Below are 26,995 nucleotides of genomic sequence, written 5' to 3'. Positions count from 1 at the left end.
TCCGCCGGGCGGTCAGCCGAGAAGTTGCTCGCCTACCCAACCGTCCGGCGCGCAGCCGGGCGGGATGGCGAAGACGGCCGAGCCGATCGGGGTGGTCCACTCGTTGAGCAGGTCCAGTTCGGCGAGGCGGCGTTGGATCGGCAGGAACTGTCGTTCGATGTCGGCCTGGTAGGAGGCGAAGATCAGCCCGGTGTCCGGATGGCCGTCCGGGCTCGGCGCGCCGTCGTAGTTGTACGGGCGGCGCAGGAGGCGCAGCCGGTCGTCGGTGGTGTGGGCGCGACTGATGTGGGCGAAGTCGGGAATGGCGGGCAGCCCGGTGGCGTCGGTGACCGCGAAGTCGGGCTCGTCGTGCTCGGCGGTGCCGCTCAACGGCGCGCCGCTGTCCAGCCGCCGACCGACCGCGAGTTCCTTGTCGGCCCGGCCGAGCAGATCCCACGTCTCCAGTTCGGCGCGGATCCGCCGCACCACCAGCGTCGTGCTGTCACGCAGCCAGTCCGGACCGTCGGGCACCCAGACGGCCTGGTCGAAGGCGGTGGTGCCGGGCTTCGGGTTGGCGGTCCCGTCGAGCTGACCGAGGACATTGCGCTGGGTGTGCGGCTGCGGCTGGATCCCCGCAGCGCGGCGGAAACCCTGCTGGACCCAGCGCACCGTCCCGAACGGGCGGGCGTCCTTGACCAGCATCCGCTGGGCGTGGGCGACGGTGAGCGGGTCGTCGGCGCAGATCTGGAGCAGCAGGTCACCCCCGGACCAGGCGGGTTGCAGCCGGTCGATCGGAAACGGTGGCAGGTCGGCGACGGACGCGGGACGCCGGTCCGCGAGGCCGGCGGCGTGGTACAGGGCCGGTCCGAACCCGAACGTGATGGTGAGCCGGGCGGGGAGCAGGGCCAGTTCCCGTTCGGTGTCGGCAAGGGCGGGCTCGCCCCGGGTCAGCCGGGCGGCGTCGTCGCAGAGCAGCCGCATCAGCCGGACCAGCGCCGCCCGGTCGGTGCCCGGATTCAGGGTGAGGGCGACGAACGCGGCGTGTGACTGCGGGTCGGTGGCGATACCGGCCTGCCGGGGGCCGTGGAACGGCTCGGTTGCCGTACCGATCTCGACAGCCGGGGCGGGGTGGGGCGCCGGGGGTGTGTCGGCGGCGGCGTGGACGGCGGCGACCGTACCCGCTCCGGCGAGGATCCCGCCGACCGCGACGGACCCGCCGGTGAGCAGACGCCGCCTGCTCACCGGACGGTGGGTGGACTGGTCCGTCATGCCGCCGGACTCATGCTCATCCCCGGGCCGGGGCTCGCGGTGGGGTCCATGTTCATGCCCGCGCCCGGGTCGTAGCTCTCCCCGGCCCCGGCGAACGGCTTGACGATCGCCCTGAACTCGGCGGTGCCGCCGTCGGCGAAGGTCAACGTGAAGGCGACCTCGTCGCCGGACCTGACCGGCTTCGCCAGCTTCATCAGCATCAGGTGGTCGCCGCTGGGCTCCAGCACGTGCGTGCCGTGAGCCTTGACGACCAGACCGTCGGCCTTGGGCTGCATGACCATCTTGCCGTCCTTCATGGTCATCTCGTGCAGCTCCATCGGTGACACCGAGGAGGCGGCGCTCACCACGGTGACATCGGTGTCGCTGTCGTTGACCAGGGTGCCGAACGCCGCCGTCATCCCCGAGTCCGCCGCCTTGACCCACGGGTCGCGCAGGCTGAAGGGTCCGGCCGTCGCCGAAGCACTCGGGCTGGCCGGGCTCTCGGCCGGCTCGGAACCGCCGCAACCGGCCGTGGCGCCGATCAGGGCCAGCGACGCCACGGCGGCGCAGACGATGGTCACGAGTGTTGTACGCCGTCGTGGAGCGGGCGACGGGGCTGTTCGCATGTACTTCCTCTGTCTTCAGGGTCGCTTGCTTTCGCCCTGTTGGTCGCCGCCCACGCTCGTGAAGTTCCCGGCCAGTCCCGACCCGGTTGCCCGTATGGACGCACGGACGGGCGGCACCGGTCACCTCGAACAGGTCGACCGAGGCAGTTTCTTCAAACCCGTAGGACTTGTCCAGTCGAGCTGGGGGTGCCGATGCAGAGCGGGGCTGGATGTTTGTTTCTAATTTGAAGGAGTGCTAGTCTTCCGGCGTGACACAGAGTTTGAACAGCGCTCAGCTCGGCTGCTGGCGCGCGTACATCGAGTCGAGCCAGCGGTTGTTCAACAAGCTGGAGGACGAGTTGCGCGCGACGAGCGAGTTGAGCCTCGCCGACTACCAGGTGCTGGTCCTGCTCTCCGAAACCCCCGGTCAGCGGCTCCGGATGGGTGAGCTGGCCGGGCAACTGGTCTTCTCACCGAGCCGGCTGACGTACCAGATCTCGAACATGGAGAAGCGCGGCCTGGTCACCCGGCAGCCCTGTCCGGACGACCGGCGCGGCAGCGAGGCGGTGCTCACCGCCGCCGGGCTGCTGACCCTGCGGGAAGCGGCACCACAGCACGCGGCATCCGTCCGGCAACACCTGATGGACGACCTCAGCGAAACCGAACTCGCCGTCCTCACCCGCGTCTTCGACCGGCTCGGCGAACGCCTGGCCCCCGGCCGACCCTCCTCCGACGCCACGACCAACATCAGTTAAGGGAGTACGACGATGCCCGCGATCACCGTGGAAAACGTGCTGGTCCTGCCGCGGCTGCCGCGACTCGACGAACAGACCACCGAATATCGGAAGGTACGCCGGGTGATCACCGCGCCCAGCGGCTTCGAGGGCGAGGGCTTCCCGGTCCGTCGCGCCTTCGCCGGGGTGCCGATGCCCGAACTCGACCCGTTCATCCACCTGGACCAGATGGGCGAGGTCGACTATGCGCCGGGCGAGCCGAAGGGAACCCCGTGGCACCCGCACCGCGGGTTCGAGACGGTCACGTACATCATCGACGGGATCTTCGACCACCAGGACTCCAACGGTGGCGGCGGCACCATCACCGACGGGGACACCCAGTGGATGACCGCCGGTAGCGGCCTGCTCCACATCGAGGCACCGCCGGAGCACCTGGTGATGAGCGGTGGCCTTTTCCACGGCCTCCAGCTCTGGGTCAACCTGCCCCGCGCGGCGAAGATGAACCCGCCGCGCTACCAGGACATCCGGGGCAGGGAGTCGGCGCTGCTGACCACCCCGGACGGCGGCGCGCTGCTGCGGGTCATCGCCGGTGAGATCGACGGCCACCGGGGGCCCGGCTCGACCTTCACGCCGATCACCATCACCCACGTGACGGTGCAACCCGGCGCCACCGTCGACCTGCCCTGGCGCTCCGACTTCAACGCCCTGGTCTACGTGCTCGGCGGCCGGGGCACCGTCGGCACCGAACGCCGGCCGGTGCATACCGGACAGCTCGCGGTCCACGGACCGGGCGAGGCGCTACGGTTCGCCGCCGACGAACAGCAGGACTCGAACACGCCCGTGCTCGACCTCTACATCATGGGTGGCCTGCCGATCCGCGAACCGGTGGCGCAGTACGGCCCGTTTGTCATGAACACCCGCGACGAACTGGTCAAGGCGTTCGAGGACTACCAGGCCGGTCGCCTGGGCGTCATTCCCGCCGCCCGGGTCCCGCACACCGACGGGAGCACTCCGCGCCCGTAACCGGATGCCGGCCCCCGTACCGATCCCGGTACGGGGGCCGATTGCTTCCGTTGATCATGAAGTTAATGCGGGCATTTCGGACACGCACCCGCGCTAACTTCATGATCAACGGAAGGGACACCCCGGTGAACGGGAACCCCCGTTCACCGGATAACACCGGCGGTCCCGGTCAGGCGGAGACGGCGAAGATCCCCACCACGCCGAGCACCACCATCACGAATACCGCGACCAGGGCTCCGCGTTCACCTTCAACCGCCTGGTCGGGCTGGTCCGGGGTGCTGTCGACAACCTCGCTGGCCATGCTCGTTCCTCCCCTGTCTCCTGCTCGACAAATGGCCTGGTCACGCCGACGTACCGGTATGCCGTGTCCTGCCGGACGCGTCGGTCACGTCTGCCGATCGCGGCGGTGGCGCGCCGGACGTGCCAACCTGGATCCGATTAGCCAATCTGAGGGCACGGAAACCGGTACGGGGCAGCAATTTCGCGGTTCTCCGGACGGGACCGCCGAGGTGTGCAGGGCGAGTCCGTTCTGTCCCAGTTATCGGCAGGATTTCCGGTCGGATGTATACCGATGGTGCCGGACGTGCCGACCGGGTAGCGTCCCGCCTCGTGTCGCGTACGGTCACGCTTGTGCTGGTGGGCGCCGATGGCGTACCGCTGGGCGCGCTGCCCGCCTACGACGTGCCGGCGCCCTGGTGGCAGGAGATGACCGATGTCGTGGAGGGTGCCCGGCGTACGCACGGAATCGACGTCGCCGTGCTGCGGCTGCTGCACACCGAACGGCCCGAGCCGCACGGCGGGGCGGTCACCTACCTGGCCCAACTCGGCCGGACCGCACCGGCGGCGGCCACCCTCGACCTGACCCCGCTCGACCCTGCCACGCTCGACGCCGTGGGGACGCCGCACCCGTCACGCGCGCCGTGGGCCGAACCGGGCGGTCCCCGGCGCAGCCTGGACTGGGCGGCCGACGAGTTGGCCCGACTCGGCCGCGCACCGGTCACCGGCAGCCAGCGGCGGGCCTGGAACCTGTCCACCATCTGGCGCCTGGATCCGGCAGAGCCGGCGAAAAGCCGTACGCCGGTCTGGCTGAAGCAGGTACCGGCCTTCTTCCGGCACGAGGCGGCGGTACTGCGCTGGCTCGGTCGGGTGGCGCCCGAACTCGCGCCGCCGCTGCTCGCCGCCGACAAAACCGGACGGATGCTGCTCGACCACGTCCCCGGCGACGACTGGTACGGGGTGGACGTCACCGGACGGGACGCCATCGCCGCCGACCAGCACCGGATCCAGCTCGCCTCGATCCCGTACGTGCGGGAGCTGGTCGATTCGGGCGTACCCGATCTTCGCGGGGCCCGACTGGCGCGGACGGTGACCGACGTGCTGACGGCGAGCGGGGCGGACCTGAGCGGCGTACGGTCGCTCCTGGCCAACCTCGACGCCCGGCTCGCCGCGATCGCCGCCTGCGGCCTGCCCGACACCCTGGTCCACGGTGACCTGCATCCGGGCAACGTCCGCAACGACGGCAACCGGCGGGTGTTGATCGACTGGGGGGACGCCTTCGTCGGCCATCCCGCCTTCGACCTCCTGCGCCTGTCCGAGCGACTGTCGCCGGACGACACGACCACGCTGGTCCGCTCCTGGGCCAGCCGTTGGCGGGCGAGCCACCCGGCCGCCGACCCGGAACGCGCGCTGCGGCTGCTGCGTCCGGTCGCGGCCCTGCGCAACGCCGCCGTGTACGCGCACTTCGTGGCCCGGATCGAACCGAGCGAACGGCCGTTCCACCTGGCCGACGTCCCGCATCACCTGGCCGACGCGGCCCGGCTGGCCGGGTAGTCGGGGCGGTCCGGCGGCCGGTCGGTCCGAGTGTCGTCTATCCGTCGTTGCCCTCCATAATGGACAAGCCGTAGCGTCGCGATTACTCATGGTTGGTCGCGGACGGTGCTGAACCCGTCGCGTCCCGACCCGCTCGTCCACGGTACGGAGGCACCCGGTGACCGATCCTGTCACGCCAGAACCCGTCGCGGCGCAACTCGTCGTGAACAGCCGCATGATCTACTTCGGCTGGTTGCCGGCCGACCCCGACGCGGTCGCGGCGCTGGTGCCCAACGGGCTGGAGCCGATGGCGAACCGCCAGGTCTTCATGAACCAGTACGTGGTCGACCACGCGGGCCAGACCTCCGGTTTCGGCGCCTACTCGCTCACCTACCTCGGCCCGGACCTGGCCGGTCTGGACGCCCCCGACGGGGTGACCCCCGGCCGCTGGTGGACGCACTACTTCAACTCCAGCCCGGTGGTCCGGGAGTACGCCGCCGCCCGTGGCGCCCCCGCCAGCGTCGGCCGGACCACGATCGAGGTCACTGGCCGGCGACTGGTCGCCACCACCGAGTCCGACGGCGTACCGGTGATCCGGACCACCGCCCGGGTCGGTAACACCGGCGAGGCGGTCAACCGGGGTCAGCTTCGGTACGTCACCGACGTCGACGGCCAGCGGATCAGCGGAAACTACCCGTTCGTCGCCGAACCGGTCGACCCGTTCGAGATCGAATCCGTGGAGTTCCTGGACCCCAACCACTCCACCTGGCCCCTCCGCCCGGCAAACCCCTTGGAGATCACCTGGGGCTTCTACTCCCCCCGCTCCTCCTTCGCCTACCCCGGCGGCGAATCCCCCCTCCCCTGATCGCTAGTGCCTTGACCACCAACGTTCACGGTGTTGCTCGGCCCACGGCACCGAGCGTTGCCGGTACTGTGAACCACCATGATCGACCCGCGTCCGACGCCACAGCCCCTCCCTGCCGAGCGTGTGCTGGAGCTTGCCGCGCCCATGCTTGCCGAGGTCGGTGGCGAGTGGCTGCTGACCGACGGGCCGATGCTGCGGTCGGGATCGTTGGGCGTCCGGGTTCTTCCGTCGGACAGCGACGATTACCGCCACCTGGACCTGGAAATCCTGCTGAATGTAGACCGGCCGGACGTGCCAACGGTCGTCGACTGCACGCTTGGCCTCGCGGCCGATCCGGTCGAGGCGGCCCGTCAGGCGATCCAGGCGTGGATTGAGACCTGCCTGGTAACGGTCCTAGAGATGATCGAGCAGCAGGGGCGACTGGCGAACCACTTCAGGTCCGGCGACCAGGGCGGGTTCGCCGGCTGGCATGCGATCGTCGGCAGTGTGACCGGGTGGTCCGTTGACGGATCGCGAGGTAAGCAGGAGTGGTTCGCCGAGGCGATGCCGTGGTCGACCCTGGCGCCGGTGATCGCGGACGGGCTCGACCGCCCATATCTCAATGGCGTTCGCATGCTGGTCGGCCAGGGCGGCGACTTCACCGAGAGTGAAGTCCGGATCAACGGCCAGCGGCACGAACCGTCCGCTGCGGCGCTCGCCGCCCTGAATTGGCCGCGTACCGACCGTTTCGGCCTGGCACGCACCTTCGTCCTCTTGGTTGGCCCCGACTAGGCCTTGACTGCAACGTTGGTTGGGGTTGGTCAGGCCGCTTTTGTGGTGGGTTGGCCCCAGCGTTGTTGGCGTTCGCTGCGGATGCGGGCGCGTTCGCGTCGTTGGGCGGCGAGGACGTCGGGGTGGCGGGCATTCGCGTTGCGCCACCGTAGGTAGGCGTGCAGGTGCCGGCCGAGAGCGACGTGGTTGGGGTGGTCGGAGCCGGCAATGACAAAAGTGCGTAACGGCCCGAAGTGGGCCTCGATGGGGTTGGCCCAGGAGGCGTAGGTCGGGGTGAAATACAGTTCGACCTTGTTCCGGGCCGCCCAGGCCCTGATCGCCGGGCCTTTGTGTGCCGACAGGTTGTCCAGGATGATGTAGATCGGTGCCCCGTCCGGTCGGGCGGCGCGGATCGACTTGAGCGCGGTCAGGGTGTTCGTCGCGGATTTACGGTGGCGGATGACACCCCAGAGGGTGTCGTCGCCGACGGAGTAGCAGCCGTGGAACTGCCGGACACCGTGCAGCTTGTGATAGTTCGCCGGCAGCCGGTGTGGCCGGCCTTTCGGGTGCCATCCGCTTCCGGTCTGCGGACGGACCGCGAGTGGCCCGAACTCGTCGAACGCGAACACCCGGTCCGAGAACTGGGTGGTGACGTGCTCGATACGGGTCAGTTTCGTCTCTCGTTGCGGGTCGTTGGACTCCTTCCACGTCTTTGTCCGCTGGAAAGTGATCTCATGTTTGCGCAGGTACTGCCGCAGACGTTCACGTCCCACCATGACGACCCGGTCCGGGTTGCCGGCGAGGTACTCGGCGAGCTTGCGGATGCTCCACCTGGTGAACGGGCGCCCGAGCTTCATCGGGCGGGTGTTGGCCGTCGCGACGATGAAGGCCTCATCGTCAGGACTGATCTGGCGGGGACGGCCACCCGCCCACCGAGGGTCCAGGCTGGGCATCCCCTGCTCGTTGAACCGGTGGATCACCTGCCGCACGGAATCCTCGTCGGCCTGCACGAGGCGGGCGATCGCCGGCACGGTGTTCCCTCCGGCCGAGGCGAGCACAACCATCGCCCGCCGCAGCCGGACAACCGAGCCGGTACCGCGACGCACCAGGCGTTGCAACCGCTGACCCTCTTGATCACTCAATCGGCGTACTCGAACGGGTTCTGCCACCCGCACAGCCTCGACCCCATCGAACCTCACACCATGAACCCGGTCCGGCGTGTCATTGGACCCGGCCAACGTTGGTGGTCAAGGCACTAGGTGGGGGGTGGGAGGGAGCGGCGCCAGGGGGTGTCCGGGGGGATGGGGGTGGCGGAGGAGTGGCGTTGGTGGGCTGGGGGGAGGGAGGTCCACCAGCGGTGGCGCAGGGTTGCCAGGTCGTCGGGGGAAACTCGGCCGGGGAGGCGGAGGCGGGCCATTCCGCCGTCGGGGTAGACGTCCAGTCGGACCTCGGTTGCGGTGCGGGCGTCGGGCAGGGGGAACCGGTGTCGGGTGTCCGGTTGCAGGCGGACGCGGGGCAGCAGGTCGAACCAGGCCCACTCGTCGGCCGGATCGGCGTACCGGGTGTCGATGCCGCGCAGCGCGGCGGCGCCGGGCGCGTTTCCCTTGAAGTGGCTGGTGTCCAGCTCGGCGAGGCGGATCCGACCGGGGGCGGCGAGGCGGACGCGTACCCAGTCGTTGCCGGTGTCCCGGCGTCGCGCGGTCTCCCAGCCCTCGCCCATCACCCGGGCCAGACCGGGCGCGATGAGCTGGTTCGGTGAACCGTAGAACCGGTTGCTGCAATCGGTCACCAGGCCGCCGTACTCCAGCGCCGCGAGGTCGACCAGGCCGTCGGGGAAAAGCCGGGGATCGGGTACGACGATGCCGTGCACCCGCAGCCGGGCCACCCCGCCATCCGGGTGGATGACCAGCCGTACGTGGGTGAACCGGTGCGGGTCCGTCACCGGGAAGGCGTTCTTCGTGTCGCCCCGCACCGCCGAGCGGGGCACGATCGGCAGCCAGTCGGCGGCGGCCAGCTCGGCCGGGCTCGGGTAGCCCTCCAGCCCGCACGCCTGCACGGAGACGTACGGCGGGTAGTTGCCGGTGAAGAAGGCGGTGTCGACCACCACCCCGGAGATGATCCCGGCGGCGCCGAGCCGGACGATCGCGTGGTCGTCGCCGGGTTCACGGCGGCGGCGGGTCTCCCAGCCGTCGTACACCTGGCCCTTGGCCCCGAAGGTCTGCGGGGTGAACGTCGGCGGGCCGGTGTTGACCAGGTTGTCCCGGGCGGCGAAGAACTCGTCGTTGGCGTCGACCACCGACCCGCCGAGCAGCCGGGAGGCGAGGTCGGGCAGCTCGGTGAAGTCGGCCATCAGGCCCCCCGGCGCAGGAACCGGCCGCGCGGCGGCTGGTCCGGCCGGACCGGGTCGCCGCGCAGCCAGGTGGCGCGGACCTCGCCGAACAACTTCCGACCGGCGTACGGGGTGGTCGGGTGGCGGTGCCGCAGCAGGGCCGGCTCGACGGTGAACCGGCCGTCGGGGTTGAACGCGACCAGGTCGGCGTCGGCACCGGGCTCGATCCGCCCCTTGGTCGGCAGCCCGGCGATCTCCGCCGGCCGGCGTGCCATCCAGCGGACCACCTCGGACAGGCTGTGTCCGCGCTGGCGGGCCTGGGTCCAGATCACCGGCAGGCCGAGCTGCAACGACGAGATGCCGCCCCAGGCGGAGCCGAAGTCGCCCCGGTCGAAGTTCTTCAGCGCCGGTGGGCAGGGTGAGTGGTCGGAGACGACACAGTCGATCAGACCGGCGGCCAGGCCGGACCAGAGCGCGTCCCGGTTGGCGGCCGAGCGGATCGGTGGGCAGCACTTGAACTCGGTCGCGCCGTCGGGCACCTCCTCGGCGGTCAGCGCCAGGTAGTGCGGGCAGGTCTCGGCGGTCACCCGTACCCCGTCCCGGCGGGCCTCGGAGATCATCGGCAGTACGTCGGCGGCGCTGAGGTGGAGGATGTGCACCCGTGCGCCGGTCGCCCGCGCGGCGGCGAGCACGGTGGCCACCGCCTTCGACTCGGCCTGTGGTGGGCGGCTGGCGACGAAGTCGGCGTACCGGCCGGACTCCGGCGCCGGCAGGATCTCGGCCGGGTCCTCGGCGTGCAGGACGAACAGCGCGTCGACCGCCTCCAGCGCCCGCCACAGCCCGGCCGGGTCCAGCGGCGGGAACTCCGGCACCCCGGAGTCGATCAGGAACGCCTTGAAGCCGAGCACCCCGGCGGCGTGCAGCCCCGGCAGGTCGGCGATGTTGTCCGGCACCGCGCCGCCCCAGAAACCGACGTCGACGTGGCAGCGGCCGGCGGCGGCCCGTCGCTTGGCCCGCAGCGCGTCGGCGGTCAGGGTCGGCGGCAGCGAGTTCAGCGGCATGTCCACGATGGTGGTGACCCCGCCGGCCAGGGCCGCCCGAGTGGCGGTCGGGAACCCCTCCCACTCGGTCCGGCCGGGCTCGTTGACGTGCACGTGGGTGTCCACCAGGCCGGGCAGCAGGGCCAGTTCGCCCAGGTCCTCGCCGGCCACCGCGTGGTAGTCCTCGATCGCGGCGATCCGCCCGTCGCGCAGGCAGACCGCCGCCGGGCGCTCCCCGTGCGGCGTCACCACCCGACGCGAGCGCAGTACCAGGTCGTAACGGGGGTCGTCGTTCCGGTCGTCGCTCATGCCCACCACCTTCCGCTGTGTTTGGCCGGCTCGCGCTGTGCTTCACCGGTCCGGGTCGGGCCGGGTCGGGCCACGGGTCACAGGGCCGTCAGTTCGGCCCGGTCGAAGCCGGCCTCGTCGGGGTCGAACGCGCCGCAGTCCAGGCCGCGCAGGAGGAATCCGGCCAGCGCCCGCGCGGTGGCCGGCTCGTCGAGCACCCCGGTGCTGCGCCGCTCCAGGTACGCCCGCAGCCGGTCCCGCGCCGCCACCCGCCCCTGCCGGAAGAAGCCGTAGGTGGCCCCGAACCGGGTCGGCAACTGCGCCGGGTGCATGTCCCAGCCCTGGTAGATCCCCTGTTCGAGGGAGCGGCGAACCAGCCCGGCGTGCAGGCTCCAGGCGGCCCGTACGTCGGCTTCGTCGCCGACCGGGAGCACGTTGGTCGAGCCGTCGGAGAGGCGTACGCCGGTGCCGGCGGCGACCACCTGCATCACCGCCTTGGCGAAGTCCGCCACCGGGTGCGCCATGCTCTGCTGCCCGGCGGCGACGCCCAGCGCCGCGCTGTAGTCGTAGGTGCCGTAGTGCAGGGCGGTGCACCGGCCGCCCGCCACGGCGATCATCCGGGCGAGGGTGGCGGTGCCGTCCGGGCCGAGTACGGCCGGCGGCGTCTCCACCTGCAACTCGAACCGCAGCGCCCGTACGGGCAGCCCGTGCGCCGCCTCCAGCCGCTCACAGAGCAGGACCATCGCCTCGACCTGCGCGGGTGCGCTGACCTTCGGCAGGGTCACCACGAAACCGGCCGGCGGTGGCCCGTCCAGCGCCTCCAGGAAGATGTCCAGGGTGCGTACGGCGCGGTGTCGGCTCGGGCGTTCCAGGCTCTTGATCCGCAGTCCGCTGAACGGCAGCGGTCCGGCCGCCCGCAACGCCTTCGCCGCGCTGCGAGCCGCCTCGTCCTCGACCCGGTCGGGCTGCACGCCGTACCCGTCCTCGAAGTCGATCCGCAGGTCCTCGATCGGTTCCCGGTCGAGTTTGCGCACCACCCGCTCGTGCAGTTCACCGTCGTACGGCGGCGGCGGAAACTGGGCCAGTACGGCGAGCGCCGCCGCGCCCCACTCCGGTACGACGCCGGGGTGCATCCGGTCGGCCGGCAGGTAGACGGTGTGCACCGGTTGCCGGCCGGACGCCGGTCCCGGATAGGTCCGGACCAGATCCGCGTCGACCGGCCCGAGCAGGGCGTCGAGTTCGGCGTAGACCGAGGGGTCGAGTGTTTTCCACTGTGGAGTGTTGTCGGCCACGGTCGGTATCCCCCATCCCGGAGTCACCCTGTGCAGCTGATCCTGCTAGCACCGTAGCCGTTCCGGCCCCCACAGTCAGCACCAAGACCATCACTTATGCATACCTATTGATGTATTGGGCCGCAGCTCCTAGGCTGACGTGCGGCATCGACCGTACGAAGGCCGATGCGCGAAGGCCGCCGGGACCTCGACCACGGGTCGACCACGCCCGGCTCGGCGACGTAGGGGGAAACGCTGGGCGGAGATCTCCCTGCCGAAGAACGCAACGGCCTGCTCGGCCGGACGGAACTGCTGGCCGGCATCGAACGACGGCTCGCCACGGGCGGCGGGGTGGTGCTCGCCGGACCCGACGGCATCGGCAAGTCCGCGCTGCTGGACGTGGTCGCCGCGACGGCGGCCGAACGCGGGGAACTCGTCCTGCGGCTCAGTCCGGCCGAACCCGAGCGGTCCCTGCTCTACTCCGGACTGGTCGACCTGTTCACCCAGCTTCCGCCGGACGCGGTGGAGGCGCTGTCGGCGCCGTACCGGGCGGTGGTCGAAGCGGTCCTGTCCGGCTCGCTCGGCAGCGAAGGCGAAGGCGGGTTGGCGTGCCGGCGGGCGCTGTGCCGGGTGCTGGAGACGGTGGCCGCCCGGCAACCGGTCCTGCTGGTGCTCGACGACACCCAGTGGCTCGACGCGGCCTCGGCCGGGATGATCGGCTACGTCGTACGCCGCACCGGTGACCAGCCGATCCGTACGGTGGCCGCCCGGCGGCTGGTCGAACCCGGCTCGGACCACTGGGCCAGCCGGCTCTGTCCGCCGCCGGTGCTGGAGCTGACCGTACCGCCGCTGGCCGCCGACGACCTGGCCGCACTGCTGGAGGCGCACGGGCTGCCGTGCCGGGCGGCGAGCCGGCTGCACGCGGACAGCGGTGGCAACCCGTACCTGGCGCTGGCGCTGGGCGGCGCCTTCGGACCCGACCCGGAACCGGCCTGGCGCCCGGTGCCGCTGCCCGAGCCGGTCCGGACCCGGCTGCGCCGGCGGATCGACGCGCTGCCGACCGGGGTGGCCGAGACTTTGCTGGTGGCGGCGCTGGCCACCCGCCCGACGGTGACGCAGTTGTGCCTGGCCGGACGCCCGGACGCCGAACGGGAGATCCGGCTCGCCGGCTCGGCCGGACTGGTCCGGCTGGACGGCCCGGTGGTCTGCTTCACCCCGGCGGGGGTGGCGACCGTGCTGGTCGACGAGGCCGAGTCGACGCGCCGGGCGGCGATCCACGCCGCGCTGGCCGGGGTCGCCACCGACCGGGCCGAGGATGCCCGGCACCGGGCGCTGGCCGGTTCGGGTCCGGACGCCGAGGTGACCCGGTCACTGGTCGCGGCGGCCGAGGCGGCCCTGCGCCGGGGCGCCCGAGGGCTGGTCGCCGAGCTGTACCTGCTGGCCGCCGACCGTACCCCGCCGGGCTGGCCCCGGCAGGAGTGGCTGGTCAGCGCGGCGGAGGCGGCGGCCTCGGCCGGGCAACCCGACCTCGCCGGCCGGGCCGCCGAGGCGGTGCTCGCCGGTGACGCCACGGCCGCGCACCGGGTCCGGGCCCGGATCGCGCTGATCGACCTGGCCGGACAGGCGCTCGGCGAGATGGACCAGGCGTTCGCGGCGGCGCTGGCCGACGCCGAGAGCGAGGTCGCCCTGCTCGGGCCGCTGCGACTCAGACTGGCCTGGCGGGCCCTGGTCGCCGGCACGCCGGACCGGGCGGTGGCCGAGATCGACGGGGCGATCACCGCCGCGCGGGCGGCGGGCGACCGGACCACCGAGGCGATGGCCCTCGGCGTACGGGCCCAGGTGCAGCGGGTACGCGGCCATGCCGACTATGTCGACACGCTGGCCCGTGCGCTCGCGCTGCCGGTGCCGGAGTTGACCGGCTGGCTGCACCTGACCCCGCGCTACCTGGCCGCCCGGTTCGCCCTCGCCGACGACCGGCTCGACGCCGCCCGTGCCGAACTGCTCACCATGCTCGCCACCGCCGAGCGCGGCGGCGGTGAGGAGCTGATCGGGGTGCTGCGCAGCCTGGCCGAGGTGTCGGCCCGTTCCGGCCGGTGCCGGGAGGCGTTGCAGCACGCCCAGCGGGCGATGCGGGTCTGCGAACAGACCCGGGGCAGCCCCGGCCCGTGTTGGTACACCCTGGCCGTGGCGGAACTGGCCGGGGGCAGCGTGACCCGCGCCCTGGCGTACGCCGAACGTGGGGTGCGCGCCTCCGAACAGGAACGCGACAGCATCTTCCTCTGCCGCAACCTGCACGTGCTCGGTCAGGCGCGGCTGCGCGCCGGGCAGCACCGGGCCGGGGTGGACGCGTTGCGGCGGCTGCGTGACCTGGAGGCCGAGCAGGGCGTCGCCGACCCGTCGCTGCTGCGCTGGCACGGCGACCTGGCCGCCGGCCTGGCCGCGCTGGGCGCGTACGACGAGGCGACCGAGACGATAGCGATGGGTCGACGGGCGGCGCTGCGGCTCGGCCACTGCCCCGGTGTGCTGGCGCAACTCGACCGGGCGGCGGCCCTGGTGCTCGCCGAACGCGGCGACCCGGGGTCGGCGGTGGACCTGTCGGCCGCCGCCGCGCAGTGTTTCGCCACCCTGGACCAGCCGATCGAACGCGGGCACGCGCTGCTGGTCCAGGGCGGTGCGGAACGCAGGCGACGGCGGTACGCGGCGGCCCGGGTGGCGGTCGGCGCCGCGCTGACGATCTTCCTCCAGGTGGAGGCGAAGCCGTGGGTGGAGCAGACGAACCGGGTGCTGGCCCGCGCCGAGGGGATCTCGACCGGACCGTACTCCCCCGACGCCGCGTCCCGTACCACCGATCGCCCCCGGACGGTGACCGGCGTGACCGCCGAGACCGGTGACCGGCCACCGGCCGGGCCACCGGGCGCGCCCGAGGGGCTCACCTCCACCGAGGCGCACATCGCCGGACTGGTCCGGCAGGGGGCGAGCAACCGGGAGATCGCCACCCGGCTGTTCATCAGCGTGAAGACGGTCGAGGCGACCCTGACCCGGGTCTACCGCAAGCTCGGCGTCCGGTCCCGCACCCAGCTCAGCTCGCGGCTGAACGAACGCTGACAAACGGCCCGGTTCGCGGCCGGACGAACGCTGACACCAGGCCGTTTGTCGATCGGCAAGGGATTTCCCTGATTCGGTCACCAGCGTCGATGCCTAGCGTGTCATCGCACGTCCTTGTCTCCACTGTCGACCCGACCGGCCGTCACCCACCGGTGCGACCGGCCAACCCCCGGCCTGACCCGCCCCATCCGGCGGAAGAAGGAGTACCCAGGTGAGACGTAAGGTTCTCAGCCACAGCCTGGTGGCGCTGGCCACCGGCACGGCACTGACGCTGACCGCGACGCCCGGTGTCGCGGCACCCGGTGCCGTGGCACCCGGTGCCGTGGCACCCGTGCCGGCCGCCCCGAGCGCCGCCCCCGCCCAGCTGGCCGCCACCGCCGCCGACCAGCTCGTCGACGGCGCCGCCGCCGCGCTGCACCGGTCGGCCGGCGACACGCTGCGCCGTACCGGGGTGCAGGTCGGCAACCGCGGGCTGCACTACGTCACGTACGAGCGCAGCTACCGTGGCCTGCCGGTGGTCGGTGGCGACGTGGTCGTCACCACCGACTCGACCGGTGCGGTACGCGGCACCTCCGTCGCGCAGCAGTCGACCATCACCGTCGACACCGCCCCGGCGGTGAGCACCGAGCGGGCGACCGCCACCGCCGCCGCCCAGCTCACCAAGGTCACCGAGGCGAGCGCTGCCCGCCTGGTGGTGCTCGCCTGGGGTGCGCCCCGGCTCGCCTGGGAAACGGTGGTGACCGGCTCGGTCGGCAACACCCCGAGCAAGCTGCACGTCTTCGTCGACGCCGCCACCGGCGCGATCGCGGACTCGTACGACGAGGTCAAGGCGGGCACCGGCACCGGTTACTTCAACGGCGCGGTCACCATCAACACCTCGGGCTCCGGTTCGTCGTACTCGATGACCGACACGACCCGGTCCGGGCTGCGCTGCGGCGGGCAGACCGGCACCGCGTACACCGGCACCGACGACGTCTGGGGCAACGGCTCCGGCACCAACCTGGAAACCGCCTGCGTCGACGCCCTGTACGGCGCCCAGCGCGAGTGGGACCTGCTCGGTTCCTGGTTCGGCCGCAACGGCATCACCGGCAGCGGCGGCAGCCCGCCGATCCGGGTCGGCCTCAACGACGTCAACGCCTACTGGAACGGCAGCTACGTCAACTTCGGCCACAACCAGGCCAACACCCGCCAGGCCACCCCGATCGACGTGGTCGCGCACGAGCTGGGTCACGCCGTCTTCCAGTACACGCCGGGCGGCGCGGGCAGCGGCAACGAGAACGGCGGCATCAACGAGTCGACCGGTGACATCTTCGGCGCGCTGACCGAGGCGTTCGCCAACAACCCGAACGACCCGCCGGACTACGAGGTCGGCGAAGAGGTCGACCTGGTCGGTGCCGGTCCGATCCGCTACATGTACAACCCGTCCCTGGCCGGCGACCCGAACTGCTGGTCGACCGCGATCCCGAGCACCGAGGTGCACGCCGCCGCCGGTCCGCTGAACCACTGGTTCTACCTGACCGCCGAGGGTTCCAACCCGGGCAGCGGCAAGCCGGCCAGCCCGACCTGCAACAGCTCGACCGTCACCGGCATCAGCATCCGCAAGGCCGGCGAGATCTACTACAACGCGCTGCTGGCCAAGACCTCCAGCTGGCGTTACGCCAACATCCGTACGGCGACCCTGAACGCGGCGAAGAACCTCTACCCGGGCAGCTGCACCGAGTTCAACACGGTCAAGGCGGCCTGGAACGCGATCAGCGTGCCGGCCCAGTCGGGCGAGCCGACCTGCGGCACCGCGGCGAACGACTTCTCCGTCTCGGCGTCGCCGACCGCCGGCAGCGTCGCGCCGGGTTCGGCCGCGACGACCACGATCAACACCGCGGTGACCGCCGGGTCCGCGCAGACGGTGGCGTTGTCGGCCAGCGGCCTGCCCTCTGGTACGACCGCAGCGTTCAGCCCGTCGTCGGTGACCGCCGGAAACTCGGCCACCCTGACCCTGAGCACGTCGGCATCGACCCCGCCCGGCACGTACACCGTGACGGTCACCGGCACCGGCAGCGTGACGCGTACGGCGTCGTACACGCTGACCGTGACCGGTAGCGGTGGTGGTAGTTGCTCCGGCACGAACGGCACCGACGTCGCGATCCCGGACAACGGGGCGGCGGTGACCAGCAGCATCACCATCGCCGGCTGCAACCGCAACGCCGGGGCCGCCTCGACGATCGCGGTCAACATCGTCCACACCTACCGGGGTGACCTGGTCATCGACCTGGTGGCGCCGGACAACACCGCGTACCGGCTGAAGAACAGCTCCAGCGACAGCGCGGACAACATCGTCACCACGTACACGGCGAACCTGTCCAGTGAGGTGGCGAACGGCGTCTGGCGCCTGCGGGTGCAGGACGTGGCCTCGATCGACACCGGCTACATCAACACCTGGACCCTCACCCTCTGATCCACCGGCTCTGCCGGCCGCCGCCCGTACGCCGGGCGGCGGCCGGTCCGTTTTACCCTGTCGACGGCGGCAAACTGGCGCCCGGCCGGTGCCGGATGCGCGACGATAGCGGCATGTCGAAGACGAACGATGCCGGCGGCGCCTATGTGAACCCCGGCGGCGAATTCACCCGCGACCAGCGTTACATCGCCACCCGGATCACCGCCGACGGGCGGGACGGCTACCCGGTCGAGCCGGGCCGATACCGGCTGGCGGTCGCGCGGGCCTGCCCGTGGGCGAGCCGGATGGTCATCGTCCGCCGCCTGCTCGGGCTGGAGGAGGTCCTGTCGATGGCCCTGGCCGGGCCGACCCACGACGTACGCAGCTGGACCTTCGACCTCGATCCGGGCGGCCGTGACCCGGTGCTCGGCATCGAACGGCTCCAGGAGGCGTACTTCGCCCGCTTTCCCGGCTACGAGCGCGGCATCACCGTGCCGGCGATCGTGGACGTGCCGACCGGGCAGGTGGTCACCAACGACTACGCGCGGATGTCGCTCGACCTCTCCACCGAGTGGGCCGCGTACCACCGGGCGGGCGCCCCGAAGCTCTACCCCGAGGAGCTGCGGGAGGAGATCGACGAGGTGAACCGGGTGGTCTTCGGTGACGTCAACAACGGCGTCTACCGCTGCGGCTTCGCCGGCTCCCAGGAGTCGTACGAGCGGGCGTACAGGCGGCTGTTCGACCGGCTCGACTGGCTCTCCGCCCGCCTCGACGGGCAGCGTTACCTGGTCGGGGACACCATCACCGAGGCCGACGTGCGGCTGTTCACCACACTGGTCCGCTTCGATCCGGTCTACCACGGGCACTTCAAGTGCAACCGGCAGAAGCTGACCGAGATGCCGGTGCTGTGGGCGTACGCCCGCGACCTGTTCCAGACCCCCGGCTTCGGCGACACGGTCGACTTCGACCAGATCAAGGAGCACTACTACGTGGTGCACCGGGACATCAACCCGACCGGGATCGTGCCGGTCGGCCCCGACCTGCGCGGCTGGCTCGACCCGCACGGCCGGGAGGCGCTCGGCGGGCGGCCCTTCGGCGACGGCACCCCACCGGGACCGGTGTCGGCGGGCGAAACGGTCCCGGTGGAGCACACCCCGTACGCCGGGATCTGAGCCGGCGCGGCCGGATCAGGCGGTCGCGGCCCGGTCCAGGTCGGGTCAGGCGCTCGCGGCCCGGTCCAGGTCGGCGCGGGTGAGCAGCGACCGCAGCGCGATACCGTCGCTGGCCAGGGCCTCGGCGCCGCCCTCCTGCCGGTCGATGACGCAGAGCGCATGCTCGATCCGGGCACCCAGCTCACGGAGTTGACCGGTGGAGATGGCAATCTGGCCACCGGAGGTGACCACGTCCTCGACGATCAGCACCCGAGCACCGTCGACGTCGGCGCCCTCGGCCAGCCGAGCGGTCCCGTACGCCTTCGCGGTCTTGCGGACGAACGCGCACGGCAACCCGGTGTGCCGACCGAGCGCGGTCACGATTGGGATGCCGCCCAGCTCCAGGCCGGCGAGCACCTCGGTCTCCGGCGGTACGAGCGCGGCCATCTCGGCCGCAAGCGCGTCAAGCAGTACGGGGTCGGCCTCGAACCGATACTTGTCAAAGTACTCGTCGGCAACGCGGCCGGAACGGAGCACGAACCGGCCGGACAGCCGGGCCACGGTGTTCACCCGATGGGCGAGATCAACAAGAGTCACGGGGCACCATCCTGACAGAGCCGCCCCCCACACCACACCCCTGGGCCGACCCTCCGCACTAATGTAGAGAAAGCGTGCCTATCCCTCCCCGAATAGCAACACTTTCTCTACACGAGTGGCACGACTGGAGGCGCCGGGCCGTGGTCGACGGCTCGGACGGGTGGGCGGTGCTACGGACGGTCAGCGGGTCTTGGTCAGCCCGAGGAACGCGCGCCACGCCTCCGGCCCGAAGGTCAGCGTGCCGCCGTCACGGTTCTTGCTGTCGCGGACGCCGACGATGCCGGGCAGGTTGTCGGCGACCTCCACACAGTCGCCGCCTGTGCCGTTGCTGCGGGTGGACTTGCGCCACCGGGCGCCGCTCAGGTCACGCATTGTCAATCTCCTTGGCGATCGTCGCTGTCAGGACACCGCAGGCGAACGCATAACGCATCAGCCTCGTACATCATCTTTGATGTACGTACGCAGAAGAAGATGTACGAGGCAAAAGCGTTAGTTTCCCTGGAGGCGCGGGGCTGCCCCCCGGCCCCCGAGCAGACGACAGAAACGTCATCTCCGGCGCTTCGTCAAGAAGGAAACTCTTGAGCGAAGCGCCGGAGATGACGTTCTGGTCGATGTCCTCTAAGGACGCTGTTGCGGACGTTCAGCGGGTCTTGGTCAGCCCGACGAACGCACGCCACGCCTCCGGCCCGAAGGTCAGCGTGCCGCCGTCGCGGTTCTTGGTGTCCCGGACGAGCACACGACCGGGCAGGTTGTCGGCGACCTCCACGCAGTTGCCGCCCGTGCCGTTGCTGCGGCTGGACTTGCGCCACCGGGCGCCGGTCAGGTCACGCATCGTCAATCTCCTTGGCGATCATCGTCATCAGGTCGGCCGACCGCCCCGGATCCAGGGCCAACTTGTCGAGCGCGTCCCACGCGTCATCGTAGACCGCGACCTCCGCCGGCTTGTCAAGGTAAAGCGCCCCGGTCAGCGCCTCGACGTATACGGTGGTCGGCTCGGGTGACCGCACGCCGACGGGCGGGAAGTCCAGGATGACGAAGTTTCCACTGGTGAGCCCGTAGTGGACGGCCGCCGTGGCGGGAACGATGCGGATCGAGATCCGCTCGGCCGTTGCCTGCTCGGCCAGGTGTCTGAGCTGCTGAGCCATGCCGGGTGCGCGACGGCGTATCGCGTCCTCGCCGAGCACCACGTCAAGTTGGGGCGGCGCCGGTGACCTGCGGCGAAGCAACTGCTTGCGCTCCACACGGACTTCGACCAGCCGCTCGACCTCGGCGGTGGGGATGCTGAGACGGGACCGGAGCAGCGCTTCGGCGTACTCCCTGGTTTGGAGCAGGCCGGGGACGGACGCCGGGTCGAAGTGGCGTAGCCGTGAGGCGGCTGCCTCCAGCCCTACGTACAGCTCGAACCAGGCTGGGATGACGTCGCCGTACGCGTGCCACCAGCCCTTGGCCTTGGACTCTGCGGCCAGGCCGACCATCGCCTCGGTCATCTCGGCCGAGACACCGTAGAGAGCGCACATCGCGACGACGTCCGGCTTACGGACTCCGACGGTGCCCGCCTCGACGCGGTACATGGTCGGTCGCGACCATTCCTGTTCCTTGGCCGCCGCCTCGATGCCCAGTCCTGCCGTCTCCCGCGCCTGCCGGAGCATGCGCCCCAGCTGCCTACGCGGAACAGACGATCCACTTTCCGCCATTCGGCCCCCTCTCTCAAATTCTTACGTCTGGTGTGCTGATTATGAATCGTCGGGGTGGCACCTGTCGATATGTAGAAAGAAAAAACTGATTGTCTCAGGCCGAAGTATTGCCGTTGAGGGAATCGGGCGTACAGAGTGGACCTCAGAGCGGTCCCGCTCGGTATCCGTACCCGGCTGTTTGCCCAGTTCAAAGGACGGGCGGGACTGCGCGGGACCGTTCCGTCCCCCGCCGGAGCGGCCCCGCTTCCAACCAACCAAGATGGAGGCGCAGCCTGTGAGCGACGACGAGATCAATTCGACCGCCGACCCGGAGATCTCCGGTGAGGGGTTGCCCGACCTGCCCCCTGCTCCCGGTACGCGGCGGCGCATGCCCAACGAGGGCCGGTACGACCAGAAGCGTCAGACCGTTCCGATGGAGCTGTTCTCGATCGGGATGTCCGGGCGCATCCGGCGCAACCCCACAGAGTGACCGATGAGCGGCGAGCTGAGCGTAGGGACGTTGGCGTGGATCGCTCGCGCGGAGGTGAAACGACACCGCAGGGGACCCCTGTGGCGCCCGGTCTGTCTCCACTGCACCCAGTACGGATGCCCCTACATGGACCGCGCGATCGAATTCCTCCAAGCCCTCCCGAAGGGCACGAGCACCGATACGCGGGACGGGGACGGGGAGTCATGAGCCGGCAGGATGAGCCGCTGACGAGGGCCGGGATCTGGTGGGCCGTACGGATGACACTCCAGGGTCACGTTGACGGTCGGCGCTGTCCCCAGTGCGTGGCCGATCACGAGTGCCGGCAGCTCGATTGGGCGGTCAAGGAGTGGACCGAGGCGAGACCGACCTCGCCGGTATCGGTGCTGCTCAGCGGGGCGGGCGTGATCGTGTGACTGACGGATTGGACGCAGTCAAACGTGTCTCTGCCGAGGGTGCCGCCGAGGAGAGCGGTCGGTCGCTGGTGAAGGTCACCGTCAACCTGGTACCGGGTTCGGCTCGTGCGCTTGAGCTGGCCTGCGGGCGTACCCGAGACTCCAAGACCGACACGATCAACCGGGCGCTGGTCGCCTACAACCTGGTCCTCGACCTGATCGACCACGGGGACGGAAGCCTCACCCTGCGAAATCCCGACGGGTCCCTCGAACGGGTGCACCTGATCTAACCGGAGGTGACAAAACCATGGAGTACGACCAACCAACCGAAGGCCAGGGCGCCCTACACCGACCCAACCAGGACTGGTACTGCACCGACGACGGCGAGGAATGGCCCTGCCCGATCTACAGACGACGCATGTGGTCCTGGTACCCACGCCGACAGGACCGCCTCCGACTACACATGATCATGGCCAGCTTCCGCGACAGCGCCCTGGTCGGCGGCATGTCCCGCCCCGTCGCCGACGCACGATTCCTGAGCTGGATCGACGGCCCACCAGTCCGACAGGTCAAGCGATCCATCTGACCGCTCGCCCCGCGACTGGCGCGTCCCCCGTACGCGACAGTCGCGGGGCGGCCTTTCCGTGATCGCTGCGGGGAGCCGACTCGCCAATGGTCGGCAAACCGGGCCCGCCTGGCTTCATGTAACCGGAAAGGCGATGTCGAAGACCTCGTCGTCGGCTGCGGCGGACGGGAAATCGGTCCAGTAGGTCTCGCGGGGCGCGCGGGCGACGGCAAGGCCATTGACCGCGATCCACTTTTCGATCGCCTCGTACACCCCGCCGAGCGCTCCACTGGTGACGTGGGATTTCGTTACTCGGGCGTACGCCTCGCGGTGTTCCGGGATGCTGCGATCACCTCCGGTCGCGACCGTCGCGCAAACCTCGACCGGCGTCGGCCCTTCGTTGGGATTGCCCTCGTAGATGGTGATGAACACCGGCTCGTCCGGACGACCGGACCGCTCCAGGAACGGCCAGTCCGCAGTGCCGAGCAGACCGCCGGCCGCCCGTGCCCGCTCCGCGACCAGTGCCATCGCGCCCGGCAGCCAGGCTTCCAAACCGGCCTGGTCAACCGTGCGCGTCTCCGTCACCACGTGCTGCTCCGGCACGTCGCGCAACCGAATCTCGACCATTATCGCCTCCAGTCCCCGGCCGGCACCCGCGCCGCCTGACCCCACAGTGCAGTCTCTCCCAAGGTCAGAGTCAAGGCGTCTGACCGGCCGGACGCGGGCCGGAGCTGTATCGATTATCCCTACGATGGTTGGGCCGCTGTAGCGGCCGACGACGCCCTGCACCGCTCTCGATCGTTGGAGACCGGACGATGCTGTGCTTCAGCCTGGGCAGTGATGCCGATGCTGGACAGCCGCGCCGCGCCTCGAACGGCTGATCGACCGTACGCGAAGGAACCCTTCGCCGGTCTGCGGAAGCACCACCACGAGCATCGACGATCCGGCAGGTCCATGGCAGCGCGCCCCGTGGTTGGCGCGATCGCAGCAGCGGGACCATCGTCAGTACGGCCAACAGACACGCCCACGGCGGATATTGCACAGCAAGGTAGAGGAGGCGGTGCCTGCTCACCCACCTCTGGTTCCCGGGATCGGGGGCGCGGTGCTCTGCCTGGTGCCTCCCGAGCCGGACACCGCCGTGGAAGCGTTGCCGAGCGGATATATCGTCGTCGGTATCGATGTCTCGACGTCAACAGGCCCATACGCCCGGAGCTTGAGCAAAGTGCTGACCGCTATCTCGGCCACCCGGCCAGACTCCTGGACGACGGTCGACCGAAATCGGGTGCCGCCTGTGTCGATCGTTGCGATCGCCTCACGAGTGCCATCCACCCCGACGATCACCAGGTCCCCAACGCCTTCGCCGGCAGCCGCCCGTTCCTGGACCGCGTCCACAGCGCCCAGCGCCATCTCGTCGTTAGTGCAAAACACGACGTGGACGGTGACACCCTTGCGGTGGGCCTCCTCCAGGGTCTGGCCGACTATCCGAGCGGACCGCCCCCGATCGAACCTGCCCTGGTCGTTGATGGTTATCTCGGCGGATGCGACCTCCGTCCGCAGCCGGGCTGCGAAGGAGTTCTGCCGGTCGGGATGCTCGGTGCTGGCGACCACGAGCACGTTCGGGTAAGGCAATTCGCGGTCCTTCAGAATCTTGGCCACCCATTCGGCCGACCGGGTGCCAATCTCGGTGTCATCGCAGCCCACCAATGCGGCGTTCGGTGGGTAGTCGCGCACGTGCTCAAAAGGCGATGAGCCGATGAACACGATCGGGATGCGCAAGCTCCGGCAGAATCGGTCGAACTCGACGTGGTTGGCCGCGCAGTCGGCGGCCATAACGAAGCCGCCGAGGAAGGACCGGGAGTTCCTCCTGAGCTCAGCGAGTTGTTGAAGCTGGCCGTGCCCGCCGTATTCGTGCGGCGGGATCTTGAGGACAAGGTCGACACCGTGTCGATCCAGTGCCCGGATCAGGTTCTCCAGTAGTTCGGCGACCCAGTGTTTCTGCACGAACGCCGAGACAAGGAGGAAGACCTGACGCCGGCCGGGATGATGGCGGTACCGGGTGACGGCGAACGCCGTCCCGCCGGCCGCGACAATCGCCGGGAGCACGAGCCAGACCGACGTAGCCCACCCAGTGGCCGCCCACGACGCGTAGACCTTGCCGGCGATAGCGAGGACCAGTCCGCTCACCAGCGATATTGACAACTCCCGGAGGAGTCTTCCCCGCCGCCCACCATCAACCACGCTGCCACCTCATCGAAACACCACCCGGATCGGACGATCAGTTGCAACGCTCTGCAATGCTCCGTCCACGATAGGCGATCAGGCAAGTAGGTCAATGCGAGCTAGCGACGCGCGGTCCGAGCACGGCTCCGTTGGCGCTACCAGCTCGAAGTACCGACAATCACGGCAACTCACCCCATGTAATTACGACTGTGCACGTTCGGGCGTACCCGATGGGGCTTGTTGGCCGAATAGCTGGCCCTTACTGGCGGCGGCCCTGGTGTGCGGAGACCGCAAGGATCTCGGCTACGACTCGGACGGCGGCATCCGGTCGGCCATGTGCGGTGGCGGCCTGGGACATCGCGGTTCGGCGGCGCGGGTCGGTCAGCAGGTTCATGATGGCGGCGCGGAGTTGGTCGGGGGTGGCCTGGTCTCCGTCGAGCATGACGGCGGCGCCCGCTTTTGCGAGGTGACGGGCGGTGATGCGTTGCTCGTCCCCAGCGGAGACCGGGTAAGGGATGAGGATGCATGCTTTGCCGAGGGTCGTGAGTTCGGCGACGGTGCCGGCGCCGCTGCGTGCCACGACGATGGCCGCCGCAGCGAGTAGGTCGGGCAGTTCGTCGTGAATGAAGTCGACGACGCGGTAGCGGTGCGCGACCTGCGCGGGGAGCCCGTGGGCGACCTGCTGCATCTCGGCGTGGCTGAGGCTGCCGCACTGGTGGACGATCTGGCAGTGCTGTAGCAGGTCGGGCAGCGTGCCGGTCAGCATCCGGTTGATCTGCTGGGCGCCGGCGGCGCCGCCGGTCACCAGCACGAGCGGGACAGCCGGATCGAGGCCGTACGCGGCCAGGCCCTTCGCGGGATTGCCGTTGAGCACCGCCGCCCGTACCGGGTTGCCGGTGACGACCGCCCGGCGGCGGGCCTTCGGCGGCAGGTAGTCGAGGGAGGCTTCGTGGCTGAGCAGGATCCGAGTGGCGACGCGGGCGAGGATGCGGTTGGCCAGGCCCAGGCTGAGCGTCTGCTCGTGCATCAGATATGGCACGCGGAACAGGGCCGCCGCGAGGCCGATCGGGACGGAAACGAATCCGCCGGTGCTGAGAACGACTGCCGGCCGGGTCCGGGCGACGGTGAGGGCCGCCTGCACGATGCCCAGTGGGATACGGAAGGCATCGACGACGTTGCGGGCCAGCTCACGGGGGTTGGGTGAGCGGCGGAGCTTGCCGGTGGTGATCGCCCGGAAGGGGATGCCGTTGCGTTCGGCGATCTTGGCTTCGAGGCCGTCGGCGACGCCGACCCAGAGCAGGTCGGGTGCGGTGCCGGTTTCGGCGAGCCGGGCCTGCAAGGCGTTGATCGTGGTGAGCGCGGGGTAGGTGTGCCCGCCGGTGCCGCCGCCGGTGACGATCATGCGGAGCGCGTGTAGGCGCCGGGTGCTGTAGAGGGACATGCCGAGCCACTCCGAGGATCGCGGTGCCGGACGGGTCGAGGCAGTTTACGGGCACGTCCGCGCGGGTGCAGCCTGGCCGGAACCGGGATGCTATCCGGCTCAGCTACGGAGGAAGGCGAGCAGGTCCGCGTTGACCCGGTCCTGGAGCGTCGCCGTCATCCCGTGCGGCGCACCGGGGTAGTAGATCTCCTGCGAACCCGGAATGAGCTGGGCCGACTTCGGCCCCGAGTCCTTGACCGGGACGATCTGGTCGTCCTCGCCGTGCAGGACCAGGGTCGGGATGTCGAACTTCTTCAGGTCTTCGGTGAAGTCCGTCTCGGAGAACGCCTTGATGCTCTCGTACGCGTTCTTCAGACCGGACTGCATGCTCCAGAGCCAGAACTGGTCCAGGATGCCCTGCGAGACCTTCGCACCCGGCCGGTTGGCGCCGTAGAACATCAGGGCCAGGTCCTTGTAGAACTGCGACCGGTCCTTGAACAGACCGGCGCGCAACTCGTCGAACACGCTGATCGGTAGCCCCTCCGGATTGTCGTCGGTCTGGAGCATCAGCGGCGGCACGGCCGAGATGAGCACCGCCTTGGCGGCCCGCCCGGTGCCGTGCCGACCGATGTAGCGGGCAACCTCGCCACCACCGGTGGAGTGACCGACGAGGGTCGCGCCGGTCAGGTCGAGCGCCTCGATGACGGCGGCGAGGTCGTCCGCGTACCCGTCCATGTCGTTGCCGGCCGAGGACTGGCTCGACCGACCGTGACCACGGCGGTCGTGCGCCACCACCCGGAAGCCGTTCTGCACCAGGAAGAGCAGCTGGCCGTCCCAGGCGTCCGCGCTCAACGGCCACCCGTGGGAGAAGGTCACGACCGGACCCTCGCCCCAGTCCTTGTAGTAGATCTCGGTGCCGTCCCTGGTGGTAATGGTGCTCATCGTCGCCCTTCCACTACGTCGGCGAGGCAGACGGGCACTCGGCACGGGCCGATCACCGGTCGAGCCGG

27 protein-coding genes are annotated in these 26,995 nt (G+C 70.3%); 12 read left to right on the top strand and 15 right to left on the bottom strand.

The features are described 5' to 3' along the window. Window positions 1–12: 12 nt before the first annotated feature. Entirely contained in the window at window positions 13–1,248 is a 1,236-nt protein-coding gene (locus OG792_RS10630) for a Dyp-type peroxidase (RefSeq protein WP_329109150.1), read from the bottom strand. Next, window positions 1,245–1,853: a copper chaperone PCu(A)C gene (locus OG792_RS10625; RefSeq protein ID WP_329109148.1), complete on the bottom strand. Its 609-nt coding sequence runs from the start codon at window positions 1,851–1,853 to the stop codon at window positions 1,245–1,247. The genes OG792_RS10630 and OG792_RS10625 overlap by 4 nt, the downstream gene beginning before the upstream one ends. 248 nt (window positions 1,854–2,101) lie before the next feature. Between OG792_RS10625 and OG792_RS10620 the strand changes: the two genes are divergently transcribed. Together OG792_RS10620 and OG792_RS10615 are read left to right on the top strand one after the other, a co-directional pair. After that, on the top strand, window positions 2,102–2,587 hold the full coding sequence (locus tag OG792_RS10620; protein ID WP_329109146.1) for a MarR family winged helix-turn-helix transcriptional regulator: 486 nt from the start codon (window positions 2,102–2,104) through the stop codon (window positions 2,585–2,587). Window positions 2,588–2,599: 12 nt separating this feature from the next. Continuing rightward, on the top strand, window positions 2,600–3,589 hold the full coding sequence (locus OG792_RS10615) for a pirin family protein (protein WP_329109145.1): 990 nt from the start codon (window positions 2,600–2,602) through the stop codon (window positions 3,587–3,589). Window positions 3,590–3,758: 169 nt separating this feature from the next. Here OG792_RS10615 and OG792_RS10610 read toward each other — a convergent pair whose 3' ends face one another. Beyond that, window positions 3,759–3,890 (bottom strand): hypothetical protein, encoded by a 132-nt coding sequence (locus OG792_RS10610; protein WP_329109144.1) that lies wholly within the window; start codon window positions 3,888–3,890, stop codon window positions 3,759–3,761. Between the two features lie 308 nt (window positions 3,891–4,198). Here OG792_RS10610 and OG792_RS10605 point away from each other — a divergent pair, with 308 nt between their 5' ends. From OG792_RS10605 to OG792_RS10595, 3 genes are all read left to right on the top strand, one after another. Then, a complete protein-coding gene (locus OG792_RS10605; protein WP_329109143.1) occupies window positions 4,199–5,419 on the top strand; it encodes an aminoglycoside phosphotransferase family protein in 1,221 nt (406 codons plus the stop codon). Between the two features lie 157 nt (window positions 5,420–5,576). Next, complete coding sequence (locus OG792_RS10600) at window positions 5,577–6,263, top strand: hypothetical protein (protein WP_329109142.1); 687 nt, start codon at window positions 5,577–5,579, stop codon at window positions 6,261–6,263. Window positions 6,264–6,341: 78 nt separating this feature from the next. After that, on the top strand, window positions 6,342–7,034 hold the full coding sequence (locus OG792_RS10595; protein ID WP_329109140.1) for a DUF6348 family protein: 693 nt from the start codon (window positions 6,342–6,344) through the stop codon (window positions 7,032–7,034). Window positions 7,035–7,063: 29 nt separating this feature from the next. Here OG792_RS10595 and OG792_RS10590 read toward each other — a convergent pair whose 3' ends face one another. The 4 genes from OG792_RS10590 to OG792_RS10575 all read right to left on the bottom strand — a co-directional run bounded on the left by OG792_RS10590 (window position 7,064) and on the right by OG792_RS10575 (window position 11,962). Beyond that, on the bottom strand, window positions 7,064–8,182 hold the full coding sequence (locus tag OG792_RS10590; RefSeq protein WP_329109139.1) for an IS630 family transposase: 1,119 nt from the start codon (window positions 8,180–8,182) through the stop codon (window positions 7,064–7,066). A gap of 86 nt (window positions 8,183–8,268) precedes the next feature. After that, window positions 8,269–9,363 (bottom strand): allantoicase, encoded by a 1,095-nt coding sequence (gene alc / locus OG792_RS10585; protein WP_329109138.1) that lies wholly within the window; start codon window positions 9,361–9,363, stop codon window positions 8,269–8,271. Beyond that, window positions 9,363–10,691 carry an allantoinase AllB gene (gene allB, locus OG792_RS10580; protein ID WP_329109137.1) on the bottom strand — a complete coding sequence of 443 codons (1,329 nt, stop codon included), beginning with the start codon at window positions 10,689–10,691 and terminating at the stop codon, window positions 9,363–9,365. Before allB ends, alc begins: the two co-directional genes overlap by 1 nt. A gap of 77 nt (window positions 10,692–10,768) precedes the next feature. Beyond that, window positions 10,769–11,962, bottom strand: a complete 1,194-nt coding sequence (locus tag OG792_RS10575; RefSeq protein WP_329109136.1) for a DUF6986 family protein — start codon at window positions 11,960–11,962, stop codon at window positions 10,769–10,771. Between the two features lie 234 nt (window positions 11,963–12,196). Between OG792_RS10575 and OG792_RS10570 the strand changes: the two genes are divergently transcribed. From OG792_RS10570 to OG792_RS10560, 3 genes are all read left to right on the top strand, one after another. Next, window positions 12,197–15,046 carry an AAA family ATPase gene (locus OG792_RS10570; RefSeq protein ID WP_329111191.1) on the top strand — a complete coding sequence of 950 codons (2,850 nt, stop codon included), beginning with the start codon at window positions 12,197–12,199 and terminating at the stop codon, window positions 15,044–15,046. Between the two features lie 211 nt (window positions 15,047–15,257). Further along, a complete protein-coding gene (locus tag OG792_RS10565) occupies window positions 15,258–17,498 on the top strand; it encodes a M4 family metallopeptidase (protein WP_329109134.1) in 2,241 nt (746 codons plus the stop codon). Window positions 17,499–17,593: 95 nt separating this feature from the next. Beyond that, window positions 17,594–18,649 (top strand): glutathione S-transferase family protein, encoded by a 1,056-nt coding sequence (locus tag OG792_RS10560; protein ID WP_329109131.1) that lies wholly within the window; start codon window positions 17,594–17,596, stop codon window positions 18,647–18,649. A 45-nt stretch (window positions 18,650–18,694) separates the two neighbouring features. Here OG792_RS10560 and pyrE read toward each other — a convergent pair whose 3' ends face one another. From pyrE to OG792_RS10540, 4 genes are all read right to left on the bottom strand, one after another. After that, window positions 18,695–19,225, bottom strand: a complete 531-nt coding sequence (gene pyrE, locus OG792_RS10555) for an orotate phosphoribosyltransferase (protein WP_329109130.1) — start codon at window positions 19,223–19,225, stop codon at window positions 18,695–18,697. Window positions 19,226–19,405: 180 nt separating this feature from the next. After that, window positions 19,406–19,597 carry a DUF397 domain-containing protein gene (locus OG792_RS10550; RefSeq protein WP_329109128.1) on the bottom strand — a complete coding sequence of 64 codons (192 nt, stop codon included), beginning with the start codon at window positions 19,595–19,597 and terminating at the stop codon, window positions 19,406–19,408. 268 nt (window positions 19,598–19,865) lie between these two features. Next, the gene (locus tag OG792_RS10545; RefSeq protein WP_329109127.1) at window positions 19,866–20,057 is read right to left on the bottom strand and encodes a DUF397 domain-containing protein; all 192 of its coding nucleotides are present in this window, start codon (window positions 20,055–20,057) and stop codon (window positions 19,866–19,868) included. Then, a complete protein-coding gene (locus OG792_RS10540; RefSeq protein ID WP_329109124.1) occupies window positions 20,050–20,874 on the bottom strand; it encodes a helix-turn-helix domain-containing protein in 825 nt (274 codons plus the stop codon). The genes OG792_RS10545 and OG792_RS10540 overlap by 8 nt, the downstream gene beginning before the upstream one ends. 319 nt (window positions 20,875–21,193) lie before the next feature. Between OG792_RS10540 and OG792_RS10535 the strand changes: the two genes are divergently transcribed. The 4 genes from OG792_RS10535 (at window position 21,194) to OG792_RS10520 (ending at window position 22,366) form a co-directional block, all read left to right on the top strand. Beyond that, on the top strand, window positions 21,194–21,388 hold the full coding sequence (locus OG792_RS10535) for a hypothetical protein (RefSeq protein WP_329109123.1): 195 nt from the start codon (window positions 21,194–21,196) through the stop codon (window positions 21,386–21,388). A 203-nt stretch (window positions 21,389–21,591) separates the two neighbouring features. Then, window positions 21,592–21,801 carry a hypothetical protein gene (locus tag OG792_RS10530; RefSeq protein WP_329109122.1) on the top strand — a complete coding sequence of 70 codons (210 nt, stop codon included), beginning with the start codon at window positions 21,592–21,594 and terminating at the stop codon, window positions 21,799–21,801. Further along, the gene (locus OG792_RS10525; protein WP_329109121.1) at window positions 21,798–22,070 is read left to right on the top strand and encodes a hypothetical protein; all 273 of its coding nucleotides are present in this window, start codon (window positions 21,798–21,800) and stop codon (window positions 22,068–22,070) included. Before OG792_RS10530 ends, OG792_RS10525 begins: the two co-directional genes overlap by 4 nt. Window positions 22,071–22,087: 17 nt before the next feature. Next, window positions 22,088–22,366: a hypothetical protein gene (locus OG792_RS10520; RefSeq protein ID WP_329109120.1), complete on the top strand. Its 279-nt coding sequence runs from the start codon at window positions 22,088–22,090 to the stop codon at window positions 22,364–22,366. Between the two features lie 114 nt (window positions 22,367–22,480). On the opposite strand, the gene OG792_RS10515 is transcribed toward OG792_RS10520, so the two are convergent. From OG792_RS10515 to OG792_RS10500, 4 genes are all read right to left on the bottom strand, one after another. Then, entirely contained in the window at window positions 22,481–22,972 is a 492-nt protein-coding gene (locus OG792_RS10515) for a GyrI-like domain-containing protein (RefSeq protein ID WP_329109119.1), read from the bottom strand. 441 nt (window positions 22,973–23,413) lie between these two features. Beyond that, window positions 23,414–24,529 (bottom strand): substrate-binding domain-containing protein, encoded by a 1,116-nt coding sequence (locus OG792_RS10510; protein ID WP_329109117.1) that lies wholly within the window; start codon window positions 24,527–24,529, stop codon window positions 23,414–23,416. A 295-nt stretch (window positions 24,530–24,824) separates the two neighbouring features. After that, entirely contained in the window at window positions 24,825–26,006 is a 1,182-nt protein-coding gene (locus tag OG792_RS10505; RefSeq protein ID WP_329109116.1) for a UDP-N-acetylglucosamine--N-acetylmuramyl-(pentapeptide) pyrophosphoryl-undecaprenol N-acetylglucosamine transferase, read from the bottom strand. Window positions 26,007–26,105: 99 nt separating this feature from the next. Next, a complete protein-coding gene (locus tag OG792_RS10500) occupies window positions 26,106–26,927 on the bottom strand; it encodes an alpha/beta fold hydrolase (RefSeq protein ID WP_329109115.1) in 822 nt (273 codons plus the stop codon). Between the last annotated feature and the right edge of the window lie 68 nt (window positions 26,928–26,995).

Origin of the sequence: Micromonospora sp. NBC_01699 (genome assembly GCF_036250065.1) — a bacterium.
Taxonomy (GTDB): domain Bacteria; phylum Actinomycetota; class Actinomycetes; order Mycobacteriales; family Micromonosporaceae; genus Micromonospora_G.
The sequence above is the reverse complement of the archived record's forward strand: the minus strand, read 5'-3'. Positions and strand labels throughout refer to the sequence as shown.